The sequence below is a fragment of the Glycomyces arizonensis DSM 44726 genome, from assembly GCF_000482705.1.
Lineage (GTDB): Bacteria > Actinomycetota > Actinomycetes > Mycobacteriales > Micromonosporaceae > Glycomyces > Glycomyces arizonensis.
In genome coordinates this window covers 46,523-63,126 of the sequence record NZ_AXWO01000026.1, presented here as the reverse complement: position 1 = coordinate 63,126, position 16,604 = coordinate 46,523, and the positions used below count along the sequence as shown (strand labels likewise).

The window sequence follows — 16,604 nt, the reverse complement described above, 5'->3', positions numbered from 1 at the left end:
GGCGACCGTGAGGAACGAGGTGCTGTGGCTGCCGCGGCCCGACGCGGTGGAGGCGACGAACATCGGGCGGTTCGGCCAGTGGCTGTCGCGCCGCGAAGAACGCGACCTCACCTCGTATCCGGCGCTGTGGCAGTACTCCGTCGACCACCTGCGCCCCTTCTGGGGCTCGGTCTGGGAGTACTTCGGCCTCGGCAAGACCGTGCCCGAGCACCGCGTCCTCGCCGACGAGACGATGCCCGAGACCGTCTGGTTCCCCGACGAGTCGTTCAACTACGCCCGCGCCGTCCTCACCGCCCCCGGCGTCGGCGACGACGACGTCATCGTGCGCGCCTACTCCGACACGCGCGCCCCCGTCGAATGGACCCTGACCGACCTGCGCGAGGCCGTCTCCCGCGCCAGGGCCGGGCTCCTCGGCCACGGCGTGCGCCCCGGCGACCGCGTCGCGGCCTGGATGCCGAACATCCCCGAGACCTTCGCGCTCCTGCTCGCCGCCGCGAGCATCGGCGCCGTCTTCTCCAGCTGCGCGCCCGAGTTCGGCGCGCGCGCCGTCATCGACCGCTTCTCCCAGATCGAGCCGAAGATCCTCGTCGCCGTGGACGGCTACCGCTACGGCGCCAAGGAGATCGACCGCACCGCCGAGGTGCGGGAGGTCGCCGCCGCCCTGCCGGGCCTGGGCCGCGTGGTCACGCTCCAGTACCTGGGCCGCTCCGACCCCGAAGGCGAGACGTGGGACCGGTTCTGCGCCTACGACGGCGGCATCGAGTTCGAGCCGCTCACCTTCGACCACCCGCTCTACATCCTGTACTCCTCGGGCACCACCGGCCTGCCGAAGGCGATCGTGCACTCGCACGGCGGCATGGCCCTCGAACACGCCAAGATGCACGCCCTGCACCACGACCTGGGCGTGGGGGACCGGTTCTTCTGGTACTCCACCACCGGCTGGATGATGTGGAACTACCTCGTCTCGGCGCCCATCGTGGGCGCCGGGATCGTCCTGTTCGACGGCGCGCCCGACCCGGTGGGCATGTGGCGGCTGGCCGAGGAGTCCGGGACGACGTTCTTCGGCACCTCCGCGCCGTTCCTCATGGCCTGCCGCGCCAGGGGCGTCAAGCCCGCGCGCGAGGCGGACCTCTCGCGCGTGCGCGGCATCGGCTCGACCGGCGCGCCGCTGCCGGCGGCGGGCTTCGATTACGTCTACAACGAGGTCAGTGCGACCGCGCAGCTCCAGTCCCTGTCCGGCGGGACCGACGTGTGCACCGGCTTCCTCGGCGGCGCGCCGACCGTCCCGGTGTGGCGCGGGGAGATCTCGTGCCGGTGCCTGGGCGCGAACGTGCGCGCGTTCGACCCCGACGGCCGCGCGGTGACCGGCCGGGAGGGCGAGCTGGTGATCGTCTCGCCGATGCCGTCGATGCCCGTGGGGCTGTGGGGCGACCCGCTGCGCCAGCGCTACCGGGACACCTATCTCATGGACTTCCCTGGCATATGGCGCCACGGCGACTGGATCACCATCACCGAGCGCGGCTCGGCGGTCATCTCCGGGCGCAGCGACGCCACGCTCAACCGCGGCGGCGTCAGGATGGGCACGGCCGAGTTCTACTCGGTGGTCGAGTCGATCGACGGCATCGCGGACTCGCTGGTGGTGCACCTGGACGACGAGCAGGAGGACCAGCTCTTGCTCTTCGTGGCCTGCAAGGAGGGGATCGAGCTCGACGACGCGCTGCGGCAGCGCATCAAGCGGGCGCTGCGCGAGCAGCTCTCGCCCCGGCACGTCCCGGACGCGGTCCGGCAGGTTCCGGCGGTGCCGCGGACGCTGAGCGGCAAGAAGGTCGAGATCCCGGTCAAGAAGATCCTCAAGGGCGTGGGGCCCGACGAGGCGATCTCCACCGACGCGCTGGCCAACCCGGAGTCCCTGCGCGCCTTCATGTGACCGGCGCCTCCATGCGATCCGCGGCGGGGCGTGCGAGACCGCCGAAGCCGCGGAGCGGCGCGGCGGCGACGTCCTCACCACGGTTACGACGACCGCACCGGAGGCCGCCGAGAAGCGGCGCGGCGGCGACGTCCCTCATTGTTATGACGGCGGCCGGAGGCCCCTGCGAATCGGCACTGCGGCGACATCCCTCATTGCTACGCCGGAGGCCGCCGCGAAGCGGCGGCGCGGCGGCGACGTCCCTCATCGATACGACGCCGCTCCGCGCCGGAGGCCGCCGCGAAGCGGCGGCGCGGCGGGTGATGGCCGACAAGCGGTGGTGTTCGACTCGTAACCCTGCTCGGGTGTTGGCGCGCCCGGGGCGCTACTCCGCCCCTCTTTACCCCCCCGCCGCCGTCCTGCACACCACGAAAGTCCTCGCCAGCCTGACAGACGCCCCAAAACCGGTCAAGGAAAAGTTTCTGGGCCTGTGGATAACTCCCGCGACGGCGCGCGAGGCCTGTGGATAACTCCCGCGCGTGCCGCGATCCCGGGTGGCGGTGACCGACACCGGCGGCGACCGCTTCATAACTCCCGCGTGTGCTGAGATCCCGGGGGCCATGGCACCTTGACCTCGGGAACGTCGGCACAAGTCCCGCGCGTGCCGAGGCCCCGGGAATCGATCGCGCTCGTCGTCGGCCCCGCCGCAACTCCTGCGCGTGTCCAGATCCCGGGGTGCGCAGTGCGGAAGTTATACCTTATACCATATATTTTATATTCTATAACCTCTGCGTGTTGAGATCTCAACCCTGTCGCCTTGACGATTGATACCCCTAGGGGGTATGGTTCGATCATGGCTAACATCATCGACCTCGACATCACCGGGATGACGTGCTCCTCGTGCGCCGCCCGGATCGAGAAGAAGCTCAACCGGGTCGAAGGCTGCGAGGCCACCGTCAACTTCGCGACCGAACGCGCCCGCGTCGCCGCGCCCGACGGCGTCTCCGCCGACGACCTCGTCGACGTCGTCAAGAAGACCGGTTACGGCGCCACCCACGTCGTCCCCGAGCCCGCCCCCCGGCACGCCGAACACGACCACGGCGGCGAACACACCACCGGCGGCCACGACCATGCCGCCGTCGCCGATGACGCCGAGCTCCGCTCGCTGCGCCAGCGCACCATCGGCTCGCTCGTCCTCGCCGTCCCCGTCATCGCCCTGTCGATGATCCCGGCCCTCCAGTTCGAGTACTGGCAGTGGCTCGCCCTCACCCTCGCCGCGCCCGTCGTCGTCTGGGGCGGCTGGCCCTTCCACCGCGTCGCGGCCATCACGCTGCGCCACGGCGCCGCCAACATGGACACCCTGGTCTCCATGGGCACCCTCGCGGCCTTCGGCTGGTCGCTCTGGGCCCTGTTCCTCGGCGACGCGGGCGCGGCCGGCATGAGCGAGGGCTTCTCGCTCACCGGCTCCGCGGGCGAGGCCGCCTCCAACACCTACCTGGAGGCCGCCGCGGGCGTCACCGCGTTCGTGCTGCTCGGCCGCTTCCTCGAGCACCGCTCCAAGCGCCAGGCCGGGGCCGCCCTCCGCGCCCTGATGGAGCTCGGCGCCAAGGACGTCGCCGTCCTGCGCGACGGGCGCGAGGTCCGCGTCCCGATCGGCGAGCTGGCCGTCGGCGACGAGTTCGTCGTCCGCCCCGGCGAGAAGATCGCCACCGACGGCGAGGTGCGCTCCGGCGCCTCGGCCGTCGACGAGTCGATGCTCACCGGCGAGTCCGTGCCCGTCGAGGTCACCATCGGCGACACGGTCACCGGCGCCACCGTCAACGCCTCCGGGCGCCTGGTGGTGCGCGCCACCCGCGTCGGCGCCGACACCCAGCTCGCCCAGATGGCCCGCATGGTCGAGGACGCCCAGGCCTCCAAGGCCGCCGTCCAGCGCCTGGCCGACCGCATCTCCGCGGTCTTCGTGCCGATCGTCATCGCCCTGGCCTTGGTGGTCCTCGTCGTCTGGGCGCTCGTCGGCGGCCTCGGCACGGCCGTCACCGCCGCCGTCGCGGTCCTGGTCATCGCCTGCCCGTGCGCGCTCGGCCTGGCCACGCCCATGGCGCTCATGATCGGCACCGCCCGCGCCGCGGGGGAGGGCATCCTGATCTCCGGCCCCGAGGTCCTCGAGTCGACCAAGAAGATCGACACGATCGTCCTGGACAAGACCGGCACCGTCACCACCGGCGCGATGAGCGTCGTCGACCACTCCGGCGACGAGGCGCTGCGGTACGCGGGCGCCGTGGAGGACGCCTCGGAGCACCCGATCGCCCGCGCGATCGCCGCCGCCGCGCGCGAGCGGTTCGGCGAGCTCCCTGCCGTGTCCGACTTCGCGAACCGGCCGGGCGTCGGCGTCACCGGCGTTGTCGAGGGCCGCACCGTGGCGGTCGGCCGCTCCGGCACCGCCGGCACGGACGCCGCCACGGTCGTCGAGGTGGTCGTGGACGGCGAGGTCGCCGGGACCGTGGCCGTCGCCGACACCGTCAAGCCCACCAGTGCGCGCGCGGTCGCCGAGCTGCGCCGCCTCGGTCTGACGCCGGTCCTCCTCACCGGGGATGCGAAGGCCGTCGCCGAGGCCGTCGCGGCCGAGGTCGGCATCGAGGACGTCATCGCCGAGGTCATGCCGGAGGACAAGCTCGCGCACATCGGCCGGCTCCAGTCCGAGGGGCGGGTCGTGGCGATGGTCGGCGACGGCGTCAACGACGCGGCCGCGCTCGCCGCGGCCGACCTGGGCATCGCGATGGGCACCGGCACCGACGTGGCGATCGCGGCCAGCGACATGACGCTGGTGCGCGGCGACCTGCTGGTGGCCGTGGACGCGATCCGCCTGGCGCGGCGCACGCTGCGCACGATCCGGCAGAACCTGGTGTGGGCCTTCGGCTACAACACCGCGGCGCTCCCGCTGGCGGCCCTCGGGCTGCTCAACCCGATGATCGCCGGGCTGGCGATGGCGTTCTCGAGCGTCTCGGTGGTGGCGAATTCGCAGCGCCTGCGCTCGTTCACCGCCGCCTCGCGCCGCTCCTGAGGCGGCTGACTGCTGTGGTGCGTGTGAAGCCTGCGCAGCAGCGGTGGGCGAGAGACGCAGATAAGTCGAGTTTCCTTACAGTGCAAGGGGATTCAAATAGGTGTGTGCACGATCGCACGGGCTCGGTAGTTAGTATGTTTCGTGTCGCCCCGGTCGGTTTCCCCCGTAGCCGCCGGGGCGGCGCCATGCGCACCCGAGCCGGCGCCGCCCGGCCGCCGTCCGACGCGCGCTCGCACGGCCGGTGAGGCGCCGGTCAATCCCCGTTCCCGAGCTCCTCGCCCGCCACCGGCGCTGTGCTCCAATGGTCGGCGTGACTGATGAGGACATCGAGCCCGGCGGCGCCGAAGTCGGCGTCGGGCCGTGGCAGGGGGCTTGGCCCGAAGATCCCCGCTTCGATCCCGAGCTGCTCGAGCTCGGCGACCGGCGCAACGTCGTGGACGCCTACCGCTACTGGCGCCGCGAGGCGATCGTCGCCGATCTCGACGAGCGCCGCCACGACTTCCACGTCGCCATCGAGAACTGGCGGCATGACTTCAACATCGGCACCGTCGTCCGCAACGCCAACGCCTTCGCGGCCAGGGCGGTCCACATCATCGGCAAGCGCCGCTGGAACCGCCGCGGCGCGATGGTCACCGACCGCTACCAGCACGTCGAACATCACTCCACTGTAGAAGAATTCGTCGAGTGGGCCGCCGACGCGGACCTGGCCGTGGTCGGGATCGACAACCTCCCCGGCTCGGTCCCCATCGAGACGGCCTCACTGCCGCGCCGGGCGGTCCTGGTGTTCGGCCAGGAGGGGCCCGGCCTGTCCGAGCCCGTCCGGCGGGTGTGCTCGACGATCTGCTCGATCACCCAGTTCGGGTCCACGCGCTCGATCAACGCGGGCGTGGCCAGCGGCATCGCCATGCACGCCTGGATCCGCGAGCACGTGTTCGAACAACGCACGCCAGATTGATCTTGGAGCGAGGTCTCCAGCCTGGACCGGGCCGCCAGTGTCGGATACCTGACGCTTTCTTGGCGACCGCCCGCCTATGTGCCTACATTGAGCCAATGGAAGGTGACTTGAGGTAGTCTCGCCGGTGGAATAAGCGAATATGTTGCTCCGCAGCCAGACCGCGGAGTGCTGCGGAAGCGGGGCGAAAACGCTACGCTGATGCGCGAGGCCGCCTCGTCCGGTTCGCACCGAACCGGCCGGTGGAAGCAAAAGGCCGAGACATGTTCGTACGATAAACTGGACGAGCCTGCGCGGGACAAACGTTTGGCCAGGTCCCTTGATGGGAGGGTGAGAATGTTGAAGAAGATTCTAACCTGGGGCGGACTGGCGTTCCTGGTGTTCTTTATAGCCTACAGGCCGGACGAGGCCGGCGGCGTCGTCAGCTCGATCGCCAGTGCGATCGGCGATGTGGGCAACGGCTTCGCGTCATTCATCACCGGTCTGGTGACCTGAGGATGACACAGCGATGACCGAGACCGGTGCAGGCGGCTCGGGGGACAAAAAGGACACCGAGCCGCTCGAACCGCCCACCCCGCGCGCCCCAGCAGACAGTCCCGCCCCCGGCGCAGACGACCCCACCCGCGAATTCGCCGCAGCGGGCGCCCCCGCGGCCGCCACGAGCGACATCGACGGCGTCCGATTCGACGACAGCCCCGCCGGCGGCCTCCTGGCCGGAGTGCGGGCCCCGTCCGTGCCCGACGCCCCCTCGCCGATGGCGGCCCGATACCTCTTCCCCACCGAGAAGTACCGCGGCGAGTGGCGGCGCCACTGGATGCACCTCCTGCCCTGGTACATCGTGGGCACCCTCGCGACGTTCATCATGGGCTTCGTCTCCGGCCTGCTCATGAGGTGGGAGTCCGGCTCCAGCGAGACCGGCCTGACGATCACCGTCATCGTCTGGCTGGCGATCCTCCTCCTCGTCGGCTGGAAGATCATCGACTGGTACATGGACCGGTTCATCCTCACCAACAAGCGGATCATGCTCATCCAGGGCGTCGTCACCCGCTCGGTCGCGATGATGCCGCTCGGCCGCGTCACCGACATGAAGTACGCCCAGACCCCGATGGGCCGCATGCTCAACTACGGCGAGTTCATCATCGAGTCCGCCGGCCAGGACCAGGCGCTGCGGAACGTCCCCCACCTGCCCAACCCCAACTACCTCTACCTCCGGATGTGCGAGGAGATGTACGAGCCCGAGGCCGTCGACGAGCGCGAGGCCGAGGAGGAGGAGGACCTCCCCCTGGAGAACGCCTACGACAAGGACACCCGCCTCGGCGGCGACGCCTGAGCGGACGCCCCACCGGCCGGAGAACGACTACTGGGTATACTCCTGCGAAGTCCCCTCGGTTGCCCCGGGCACCCGTTGTTTGGCAGAATCCCGCACTGCGAAGCAACCTTCCGCCGGGGGTGAGTCGTCTGTTGTTCGATCCCCCCAGGGAGACGCGTGAGCGAGGCCAAATCGTCTCAGGACGAGGAGTTCCGCGAGTACGTGGCGGCGCGCTCGGCCGCGCTGCACCGTGCGGCGTACCTCCTCACGGGGAACTGGGCGACAGCGGAGGACCTGGTGCAGACGACATTGACGAAGACTTACCTGGCATGGGGCAGGATCCGTGCCACCGACTCGGTGGACGCCTACGCCAGGCGCATCCTCTACAACACCAACGCCTCCTGGTGGCGCAAGCGCTCCAACCGCGAGAAGCCCGCCGACCTGTTCGACGACCGCCCCGACACCTCCCGCGACTTCGCCGAGCAGGGCGCCGTGCGCGACGCCATGTGGCGCCACGTCACCGCCCTGCCGAAGCGCCAGCGGGCGGTCCTCGTCCTCCGCTACTACGAGCACCGCACCGACGCCCAGATCGCCGAGATCCTCGGCATCTCGACCGGCACCGTCAAGAGCCAGGCCTCGCGCGCCCTCGCCGGGCTCCGCAAGCGCCTGGGCACCCCCGCCTCCGCACTCGGCCTGAGCCGACATCCCGAGGAGGCGGCGTGAGCGAGGACCTCGAGCACCTCCTGCGCACCGAACTCGCCGGGCGCGCCGAGTCCGCGCCCCCGCTCCACGGCGAGGGCCTGGCCGACGCCGCCATCGCCGGAGCCGGGCGCATCAGGCGCCGCCGCCGCCTCGGCGCCGCCGCGGGCGGCCTAGGCCTGGTCGTCTTCGGCGCCGCCGTCGCCATATGGCTGCCGGGCGCCGGCGGCCTGGAGCAGGCGCCGCCGGTGGCCACCACCGTCGAGGAGGCCCAGAGCGAGCTCGACATCGAGTTCGTCGTCGAACGCGAGGGCGCCTACGGCGTGGTCAACGCCGACGACGAGTACATCCCGCTGCACGCCGAGCAGGCGCCGCAGCGCGCCGAACGGCTCCAGGACACCTACGTGGTGAGCTCGCCCATGTGGGTCGAGGTGACCGACCTCGACGGCGCCGAATCGGTCGGCTACGAGGTCCCCTCCGACGACTTCCACACGGTGGTGCGCAGCGACGCCGAGTCCTTCGCGGTCAACTACCCCGCGGGCGATTCCGGACGCCAGCTGTACCAGCTGTTCCCCGCCGACGCCTCGCCCTCGACCGACCCGCTCTCGCTGGACCTGACCACCGAGATCACCCTCCAGGACTGGAGCGACAGCCTGCTGGTCTTCTCCGGCGACCTCACCGGCGTCACCGGTGGCGCGTCCGGCACCTACTACTTCAACGACCAGTACGACTGGGGCCTGGACACGGTCGCCGCGGCCGGGTACGAGTCCGCGGTCATCACCGACTACAACAACCCCGACTACGTCTGCGTCGCCGACCTCCAACCGGGCGGCTCGGCCGCCGAGTCCGAGGAGTGCGGCTACCTCAGCGAGTACGCCACCGAGACCATGATCGCCGACGCCAGCGCCGACAGCGCCGCGCCCGGACTCGTCACACATGTGAGCACCACCTACTACAGCGAGGGCCTGGAGACCGAGATCGAGGGCGACGATTCGCTCCAGCAGCAGCTGTTCGACTCCGAGCACCAGTTCGTCGACCCGCTGGGACGCTGGCAGATCGCCTTCAGCTCCGAGGACGAGACGTGGGCGCTGCTCGACATGGAGTCCGAGCCCGCCGCCGTCTCCGAACTGCCGCCACCGGAAGGGGCGCTCATGCCGGTGGTGAGCTACAACTAACACCGGCGTGCGAAACCCGCGCTGTGACGCAGTGCGCCTTGGCATACTCGCAGCGTGGGTGAACTCGAGTACGTGCTGACGGTCGGGGTGACGCTGTTCGTCATCATGGACCCGCCGGGGATCGTGCCGATCTACCTCGCCTTGACCGGGGCGATGGATCAGCGCGAACGCAACCGCGCAGCGCTGCAGGCGACCATGCTGTCCCTCGGCGTCATCACCCTGTTCGGGCTGCTCGGGCAGCAGATCATCAACTACCTCCACATCGATCTCGCCGCCCTCCAGGGCGCCGGGGGCCTGTTGCTGCTGCTGGTGAGCCTCCAGCTCCTCACCGGCCAGGCCGACGACCCTTCGAGCCAGGCCACCGCGAACATCGCGCTGGTGCCGCTGGGCACGCCGCTGCTCGCCGGGCCCGGCGCGATCGTCGCCGTCATCCTCTACGTGCAGCAGGCGCCCAGCCCCGTCGACTACCTGTGGGTGGCGATCGCGATCGTCCTCATCCACATCGTGATCTACCTGGTGATGCGCTATTCGGGGGTGCTGGTGCGGATCCTCAGGCGCGGCGGCATCGAGGTCCTCACGCGCATCGCGGGCGTGATGCTGGCCGCGATCGCGGTGCAGCTCATCGCCGACGCGGTCATGGGCTACGTCGAGGTCTTCCAGCAGACGTGAGCCGGGCACCCATCGGTGGTTACTATAAGGTTCAATTAAGTCTTATGACCACGATTCTGGATCTGCCCGTACACCCCTTGGCCGTGCACGCCCCCGTCGTGTTCGTGCCGCTGCTGGTCCTGTTCGGACTGGCGTACCTGTTCGTGCCGCCGCTGCGCAGGCGCGTCGGCTGGGCCTGCGCGGCGCTGACGCTCATCGCGCCCGCCGCCGCCTTCGGCGCCATCTGGAGCGGGCAGCAGCTCGCCGACCACCTCTACCCCGGCGGCTGGCCCGAGGCCGTCCAGGAGCACCACGATCTCGGCTACCGCCTGCTGTGGATCCTCGTCGGACTCGCCCCGGTCTGGTGGCTGTTCGCCGCGCTCGACCGCGGCCGCAGGGCCGCCGCCGCCCGAGACGGCGACGCCCCGGCAGGCGCCGACGAGGACGGATCGGCCCCCGTCTCGACCGACGCGGCGGCCTCGGGCCGCAAGGTCGTCATGCTCATCCTCGGCATCGTCGCGCTGGCGCTGCTCGCCCTGGCCGCCTGGACGGTCTTCCAGTCCGGCGACACGGGCGCGTCGATGGTGTGGGGGGACACCGCCGGCTCCTGAGGGGGCGGAGCCGGACAGCCGTGAGGCGGCGGTCGCCCGAGTGGGCGACCGGCGCCGTCAGCCTTGCAGGACGCCGATGATGACCACGGTGAACATCAGGGCCACCGCCAGCAGCGCGGTCCAGTGGGTGACCAGCTTGGCCCGCTGCTCGGCGACGTCGATCGCGCCGTGGTCCTGCCGCGGCATCCGCCTCGGCTCACTCGGGACGGCGACCGACTCGACCCGCCACCCCGGGGGCGGCGGAACGCTCGCCGGCGGGCCGTCGTAGTGAGCCGTGGATCCGTCCGGCGTCTCGCTCATACCGGCGAGCTTAGTCGCCGAAAGCGGCCTCGGAGCCGCCGGAGCGGCGACGCCGACGGCGCCTGCGGGCCGGCGCGTCCGCGCCGCCCTCGGCCTTCGCCTGCGGGGCCCGCTCGGTCTCCGGCTTCGGCGCGCGCTCGGCCTCGCCCGCCCGGTCCGAAGGCCGGTCCGAGCCGCCGCGGGTGCGCCGGCGCCTGCGACCGGAGCCTTCGCTCTCGCGCTTGGGGCCGCTCTCGGACGGACGGCGCTGTCCGCCGCCGTTGCCGCCCCGACGCCGGCCGCGGCCGCCGCCCTTCGAGCGGCGCCCGCCCTCGACGTCGTCCTCGCGCTCGGCGCTCAGCCCGTCCCGCTTGCGCTGCTCGCTCGGCAGGGCCGGCGGGGCGCCCTCGGGGATGTCGAGGTCGGTGTAGAGGTGGTCGGAGGTGTGGTACGTCTCGACCGGGTCGCCCAGGTCGAGGCCGTTGGCCTTGACGATGATCTTCCAGCGCGGCAGGTCCTCCCACGTCAGGAAGGTGACCGCGGTGCCGGTGGCCCCGGCGCGGCCGGTGCGGCCGATCCGGTGGACGTACGTCTCGGCCTCTTCGGGCGAGTCGTAGTTGACGACGTGCGTGATGTCGGGGACGTCGATGCCGCGCGCGGCGACGTCGGTGGCGACCAGCACGTCGATCTTGCCCGAGCGGAAGGCCCGCAGGGCCCGCTCGCGGGCGTTCTGCCCCAGGTCGCCGTGGACGGAGCCGACCGCGAAGCCGCGGAAGTCGAGCTCGTCGGCGAGCTTCTGGGCGGCCCGCTTGGTGCGGCAGAACATGATCGTCAGACCCCGGCCCTCGGCCTGGAGGATCCGGGCGGCGACCTCGACCTTGTTCATCGAGTGCGTCAGGTACACCAGCTGCCGGGTGTTGGACACGGCCTCGTCGTCGGGGCCGGTGACGTCCGCGTGGACCGTGACGGGCCGGTACATGTGCCGCCGCGACAGCGCCATGATCGTGTCCGGCATGGTGGCGCTGAACAGCATCGTCTGGCGCTGCTCGGGCAGGAGCTTGAGGATCCGCTCGACGTCCTCGGAGAAGCCGAGGTCGAGCATCCTGTCGGCCTCGTCCAGGACGCAGTGGGCGATCTGGTCGAGCTTGAGGTGCTTGGACTTGTACAGGTCGAGCAGGCGGCCGGGGGTGCCGACGATGATGTCGACGCCCGAGCGCAGCGACTCGATCTGGGGCTCGTAGGCGCGGCCGCCGTAGATCGGCAGGACCCGGATCGAGCGGGTCTTCCCGGCGTCCTCGAGGTCCCGCGCGACCTGGAGGCCCAGCTCGCGGGTGGGGACGAGGATCAGCGCCTGGGGGCGGCCGTCGGCGCCCTCGTCGACGGACGCGATCTTGTCGATGATGGGCAGTCCGAACCCGAAGGTCTTGCCGGTCCCGGTGGGGGCGCGCCCGATGATGTCGGAGCCGCGCAGGCCGATCGGGATCGCGTATTCCTGGATGGCGAAGGCCCGTTCGATGCCGAGCGCCGCGAGCGCTTCTACGGACTCTTCGCGAACTCCCAGTTCGGAGAAGGTCGGCCCGTTGTTCTCGAGCCGTTCGATGTTCACTTCGTTCACTCTGTTCACCTCGTGGCGGAGGACTGCTCAGGAGATCCGGGGAACTCGGCGCCACATGCTTTCTTGTCTACACAGCGGCGACGGCCGCCGGATCCGGTTAGGTCGCCGCTTCACAAACGCGCCGCGACGATCGCGTCGTCGGCGCTTCGAGGACTGCGCTGTCAGGGAAAAGCCGCTTGAGGGCCGCAGTCGCTCCTCACCATCCTACGCGGCTTCGGCCCGTCCGTCTTGGCGTGCCGTTCGCGCGCCTCGCCCGGAGTGGGCCGATTCACCGCGAATGCGGCGATCCGCTCCGCGCGAAGGCGAACGGTGCTCGCTTTCGGCCGGATTCGCCCACGGCGCGCCGGTGCGTCTGGTGGTAACCTGCCGTCGTGTCCGAACCAACTGTTCCCGCGGCCGAGGCGGCCGAGCACGGCGGCGACTGGCGCCCCAGCCGCGAGGCGGTCATCGATCTCCTTGGGCTTCTTGCGCTCGGCGAGCTGCTGGCGTTCGAGCGGATGGCCGTCGACGCCCGATTGACCCCCGACCTGGCACGACGCGCCAGGATGTCCGAGGCGGCCGTGGGTGAGATTCGCAACTACCGGCTGCTGGCCGACCGCCTGGAGGCCCTGGGCGCCGACCCGGCCGAGGCGATGGCCCCGTTTATGGACGCCTTCGGGGCCTACGACTCCTCGACCGCGCCGCGGGACTTCCTGGAGGCGCTCGTGAAGGTCTACGTCGGCGACGCGGTCGCCGACGACTTCTTCCGCGCCGTGGCCGCCAAGCTCACCGGCGACGACCGCACGCTGATCGAGCGGGTCCTGGAGACCGGCTCGGCCGCCGAGTTCGCGGCCGAGGAGATCCGCGCCGCCGTCGGGGCCGACCCCTCGGCCGCCGGGCGGCTGTCGCTGTGGGGGCGGCGACTGGTCGGCGAGGCCATCAACCGCGCCCAAGGCGTGGCCGCCGCGCACGAGCGGCTCACCGACCTCATCGGCGCGGGCGGCGACGGCTCGGTCGACGAACTCCTGCGCGGGCTCACGCGAGCCCACCAGGAGCGGATGAAGGCGGTCGGCCTCAACAACTGAGCCCCAACGACTGAGCCCTCAACGACTGAGCGCCGCCTCCCGGGTCACCGGAGGCGCCGCTCGATCGTTAGGCCCGGCGTGAGACTCGTCGAGGCCCTGTGCGAACTGTTCCTGCCCGCCGCGTGCGCCTCCTGCCGGGAAGTGCCCGCCTCGGGCGGCGGCCTGTGCGCCGCGTGCGCCGCGGGCCTGCCTGCGGCGGCCGCTCTGGCCGTCCCCAGGGCGCCGGGGACGCCGCCGGTCGTCGTCGCGGGCGCCTACGAGGGTCCCCTGGCCGAGGCCCTCAACGAGTACAAGGAGCGCGGGCGCCGCGAGCTCGCCGCCGTGCTCGGGGGCCTGCTCGGCCGGGCGGTCGCCGTCGTCGCCGCGGAGGTGCCCGACGCGGCCCTGGTGCCGATCCCGCCGACGCGTGCGGCCAGGCGCGAGCGCGGCTTCGACCACGTCGCGGCGCTGTGCGCGCCGATCGGCCGCCCGCACCGGTGCCTGCGCGCCGGTCCGCGTGCCGACTCGGTGGGGCTGACGGCGGCCCAGCGGCGGCACGCGGCCGACGCGAGCCTGGCGGTGGTCCCGGGGCGGGCCGCCGCGCTGGCGGCGTCGGGGCGGCCGGTGATCCTCCTCGACGACATCGTGACCACTGGGGCGACGCTGAGCGCCGCCGCGGCGGCGCTGCGCCGGGCCGGTGTGAAAGTGGCTGCGGCGGCCGCGGTGGCCGCCGTCGAATAGCACTGCCGAGGAGTGCTGCCGAGGAGCACCGCCCTGACCCCCCATTGCGGCCCCCGGCCGCGCGTGTGACAGGTGTGGCTGCCATCGAAAGTCACGGGGACGATTGCGCTCGGTTCGCACACTATTGCGAATAGTTATGGGCAGTCCTCTGAAATTCATGCGCGGAGCCCCTCGTAGACGGGAGAATTCCCATATGCAGGGGGTCGACTTTCGCTGTTTCAGGGGATAGTCTCAAAATCTCAGATCGGTAACGAGACGACCGGGAACAGGTGGATTTCCACTTGACGAAAGGTGAACGCCCGCAACACGAGAGCGTCACCGGCCCGTGCCGTCCCCCCGTGAGAGGAGGTCCCTCCATCCGCCGTACCGGGCAGCCGGCTCCGGACCCAGCATGAGCAACTTCGTCCGCACTCCCGCGAAGAGGCGGGGTGCACCTGGGAGGTTCCGAGGTGGAAATCGTCGTCAAGGGCCGTAACGTGGAGGTCCCCGACCACTACCGCGAGCTCGTCGAGGAGAAGATCGAGTCCAAGATCGCCAAGTACCTGGCCAGGTACGACGGCGACGCGATCGACATCGACGTCGAGCTGTACCACGAGCCCAATCCCCGTCAGAACGATCACGCCCAGCGCGTCGAGATCACGTGCCGCCCCAAGGGGGCGGTCATGAGAGCCGAGGCCTGCGCCGGCGACTTCCGCTCGGCGTTCGAGCTGGCGGTCGCGAAGCTCGACCGCCAGCTGCGGAAGAGCTCGGAGCGCAAGCGGGTGCACCGCAACGGGAAGTTGCGCCCGATGTCGGTCGCCGAGGCCACGGCGGTGCGGGAGGAAGGAGCCAGACTGCCCGAGTCGCTGGTCGAGGCGCCGGGTGAGGCCCACGGCCTCGCGCACTTCGTCTCGGAGGACGTCGACCACTTCGACGGCCTCGTCGAGGACCACCTGCCGGGCCGGATCGTCCGCGAGAAGCTCCACCCGGGCGAGCCGATGACCGTCGACGACGCCCTCCAGAACATGGAGCTCGTCGGGCACGACTTCTACCTGTTCCACGACAAGGAGACCGGCAAGCCCTCGGTCGTGTACCGCCGCAGGGCGTACGACTACGGCCTGCTCCGCCTCGACATGTAGTCGCGGCGAATACCAAGGGGGAACCGGCCGCCCGCGAGAAGGGCGGCACCCAGACGCACCGGCGGCCCCGAGCGAACGCTCGGGGCCGCCGTCATGCTCTCGCGAGTCTATAACTTATACCCTATAAACTCCGCAGGCGTACCTGAATCTTATATTTTATAAGCTATAGGGAGACATTGTCTTATAGTCTATAAGATTATATTCTCATATAGCCTATAAGCTCTGCTGGCAATGGTCAGAGGGCCGAGCCCTCCTTCCACTCGTCGAACGACAGGATCCAGTAGCCCCAGCCGTTGTCCCACGGCATCTCGCGCGGGGAGCCGACCACTTCGACCGGGTCGCCGCGCTGGGCGATCTCGTAGAACCACTTGGCGTTCTCCTCACTGGCGTTGAGGCAGCCGTGGGAGACGTTCGCGTGGCCCTGCGAGCCCACCGACCACGGCGCGCCGTGGACGAACTCGCCGGAGGAGTTGATGCGGGTGGCCCAGTTGACCGGGGTCTCGTAATAGCCTTCGTCGCCCTCCTCCTTGCCCGGGGAGACCATCACCTTGGTCTCGAACTTCTCCATCACCAGGTGGACGCCCGTGGCCGTGTAGTACTCCCACTCCGCGCCCGAACCGCCGCTGATCGGGATCTCCTTGGCGACCTCGCCGTCGATCTCGACGGTCATGTAATGGGTGTCCAGGTCGGCATAGGAGATGTTGGCGGCCCCGATCTCCATCTGGGCGGTGTAGTCCTCCTCGCCCCACACGTCGCCGCCGAGATAGACGCCGTCGAAGGCGGCCGTGAACGTCACCGTCTGGTGGGCCTCCCAGTACTCCTTCGTCCGGTAGATGACCTGCGTGTCGCTCACCCAGCGCCACGCGCCCTCGCTGGGCTTCTCGGACTCGACCTTGAGGTTCTGCTCCACCGTCTTCCGGTCGGGCGCCGGCTCGCTGAAGGTGACGATGAGCGGCGCTCCCACGCCGACGGTCTCGCCCTCGACCACCGGCGTCACGTCGATGACGGTGAAGCCCGAGCCCTCCCGGCCCTCGGTGGTGAACTGGCTCTCGAACTCGGTGACCGTCCCGTCGGAGCTGACGGCCATGGCCGTGACGGTGTGGGTCGAGCCCGCGTCCATCACGCCCTCGGAAGTCCAGGTGGTGAGGTCCTCGCTGAAGGTGCCTTCGACGGTCTTGGCGCGGTCGGAGGTGACGGTGACCGCTTCGAGGATGCCGTCGACCGCCGTGACGGTGAACGGCTCGGTGGGGTCCTGGGCCTCGGCCACATCGAGCGAGATCTCCGGGACGATCGGGGCGGGGGTGAACGCTCCCTGCTGGGGAGCGCCACAGGCGCCCGCGAGCAGCAGCGACGCCACCGCGAGCACACGGACGGGCAAGAACTTCAAGGGGGGATCCTCCACGTTGCAAAGCGACTGGTTCACTATATATTCGACGCTCAGCAAGGA

15 protein-coding genes are annotated in these 16,604 nt (G+C 70.5%); 12 read left to right on the top strand and 3 right to left on the bottom strand.

Annotation, left to right across the window (positions count from 1 at the left end; translation table 11 throughout):
* The first annotated feature begins 7 nt into the window (after nucleotides 1-7).
* From H613_RS27150 to H613_RS29395, 9 genes are all read left to right on the top strand, one after another.
* Nucleotides 8-1,927: an acetoacetate--CoA ligase gene (locus H613_RS27150; RefSeq protein ID WP_035738336.1), complete on the top strand. Its 1,920-nt coding sequence runs from the start codon at nucleotides 8-10 to the stop codon at nucleotides 1,925-1,927.
* An 832-nt stretch (nucleotides 1,928-2,759) separates the two neighbouring features.
* Nucleotides 2,760-4,967: a heavy metal translocating P-type ATPase gene (locus H613_RS0116435; protein WP_026924660.1), complete on the top strand. Its 2,208-nt coding sequence runs from the start codon at nucleotides 2,760-2,762 to the stop codon at nucleotides 4,965-4,967.
* 310 nt (nucleotides 4,968-5,277) lie between these two features.
* The gene (locus tag H613_RS0116430; protein ID WP_026924659.1) at nucleotides 5,278-5,922 is read left to right on the top strand and encodes a TrmH family RNA methyltransferase; all 645 of its coding nucleotides are present in this window, start codon (nucleotides 5,278-5,280) and stop codon (nucleotides 5,920-5,922) included.
* Between the two features lie 333 nt (nucleotides 5,923-6,255).
* Nucleotides 6,256-6,414, top strand: a complete 159-nt coding sequence (locus H613_RS31485) for a hypothetical protein (protein WP_169732015.1) — start codon at nucleotides 6,256-6,258, stop codon at nucleotides 6,412-6,414.
* Between the two features lie 13 nt (nucleotides 6,415-6,427).
* On the top strand, nucleotides 6,428-7,249 hold the full coding sequence (locus H613_RS27145; protein ID WP_026924658.1) for a PH domain-containing protein: 822 nt from the start codon (nucleotides 6,428-6,430) through the stop codon (nucleotides 7,247-7,249).
* Nucleotides 7,250-7,405: 156 nt separating this feature from the next.
* Nucleotides 7,406-7,951 carry a SigE family RNA polymerase sigma factor gene (locus H613_RS27140; RefSeq protein ID WP_051393446.1) on the top strand — a complete coding sequence of 182 codons (546 nt, stop codon included), beginning with the start codon at nucleotides 7,406-7,408 and terminating at the stop codon, nucleotides 7,949-7,951.
* Nucleotides 7,948-9,102, top strand: a complete 1,155-nt coding sequence (locus tag H613_RS0116405) for a hypothetical protein (protein WP_051393445.1) — start codon at nucleotides 7,948-7,950, stop codon at nucleotides 9,100-9,102. The genes H613_RS27140 and H613_RS0116405 overlap by 4 nt, the downstream gene beginning before the upstream one ends.
* A 54-nt stretch (nucleotides 9,103-9,156) precedes the next feature.
* Entirely contained in the window at nucleotides 9,157-9,771 is a 615-nt protein-coding gene (locus H613_RS0116400) for a MarC family protein (protein ID WP_035738335.1), read from the top strand.
* A gap of 44 nt (nucleotides 9,772-9,815) precedes the next feature.
* Nucleotides 9,816-10,361 (top strand): DUF2231 domain-containing protein, encoded by a 546-nt coding sequence (locus H613_RS29395; protein WP_156926080.1) that lies wholly within the window; start codon nucleotides 9,816-9,818, stop codon nucleotides 10,359-10,361.
* 57 nt (nucleotides 10,362-10,418) lie between these two features.
* Here H613_RS29395 and H613_RS30995 read toward each other — a convergent pair whose 3' ends face one another.
* Together H613_RS30995 and H613_RS0116385 are read right to left on the bottom strand one after the other, a co-directional pair.
* Nucleotides 10,419-10,661, bottom strand: a complete 243-nt coding sequence (locus tag H613_RS30995) for a hypothetical protein (RefSeq protein WP_156926079.1) — start codon at nucleotides 10,659-10,661, stop codon at nucleotides 10,419-10,421.
* A 10-nt stretch (nucleotides 10,662-10,671) separates the two neighbouring features.
* Complete coding sequence (locus tag H613_RS0116385) at nucleotides 10,672-12,255, bottom strand: DEAD/DEAH box helicase (protein ID WP_245598582.1); 1,584 nt, start codon at nucleotides 12,253-12,255, stop codon at nucleotides 10,672-10,674.
* Between the two features lie 371 nt (nucleotides 12,256-12,626).
* Between H613_RS0116385 and H613_RS27120 the strand changes: the two genes are divergently transcribed.
* The 3 genes from H613_RS27120 (at nucleotide 12,627) to hpf (ending at nucleotide 15,157) form a co-directional block, all read left to right on the top strand.
* The gene (locus H613_RS27120) at nucleotides 12,627-13,319 is read left to right on the top strand and encodes a ferritin-like fold-containing protein (protein WP_211234855.1); all 693 of its coding nucleotides are present in this window, start codon (nucleotides 12,627-12,629) and stop codon (nucleotides 13,317-13,319) included.
* A gap of 78 nt (nucleotides 13,320-13,397) precedes the next feature.
* Nucleotides 13,398-14,039 (top strand): ComF family protein, encoded by a 642-nt coding sequence (locus H613_RS0116375; RefSeq protein WP_026924653.1) that lies wholly within the window; start codon nucleotides 13,398-13,400, stop codon nucleotides 14,037-14,039.
* A gap of 449 nt (nucleotides 14,040-14,488) precedes the next feature.
* Nucleotides 14,489-15,157, top strand: coding sequence for a ribosome hibernation-promoting factor, HPF/YfiA family (hpf, locus tag H613_RS0116370; RefSeq protein WP_026924652.1), 669 nt, complete (start codon nucleotides 14,489-14,491; stop codon nucleotides 15,155-15,157).
* 235 nt (nucleotides 15,158-15,392) lie between these two features.
* Here hpf and H613_RS27115 read toward each other — a convergent pair whose 3' ends face one another.
* The gene (locus tag H613_RS27115) at nucleotides 15,393-16,544 is read right to left on the bottom strand and encodes a L,D-transpeptidase (protein ID WP_051393443.1); all 1,152 of its coding nucleotides are present in this window, start codon (nucleotides 16,542-16,544) and stop codon (nucleotides 15,393-15,395) included.
* Nucleotides 16,545-16,604: the final 60 nt, after the last annotated feature.

Excerpts from the sequence above, each read along its gene's own strand:
- H613_RS31485 (WP_169732015.1), top strand. The coding sequence starts at position 6,256 with ATGTTGAAGAAGATTCTAACCTGGGGCGGACTGGCGTTCCTGGTGTTC.
- H613_RS0116435 (WP_026924660.1), top strand. The coding sequence starts at position 2,760 with ATGGCTAACATCATCGACCTCGACATCACCGGGATGACGTGCTCCTCG.
- H613_RS27145 (WP_026924658.1), top strand. The coding sequence starts at position 6,428 with ATGACCGAGACCGGTGCAGGCGGCTCGGGGGACAAAAAGGACACCGAG.
- H613_RS30995 (WP_156926079.1), bottom strand. The coding sequence starts at position 10,661 with ATGAGCGAGACGCCGGACGGATCCACGGCTCACTACGACGGCCCGCCG.
- H613_RS29395 (WP_156926080.1), top strand. The coding sequence starts at position 9,816 with ATGACCACGATTCTGGATCTGCCCGTACACCCCTTGGCCGTGCACGCC.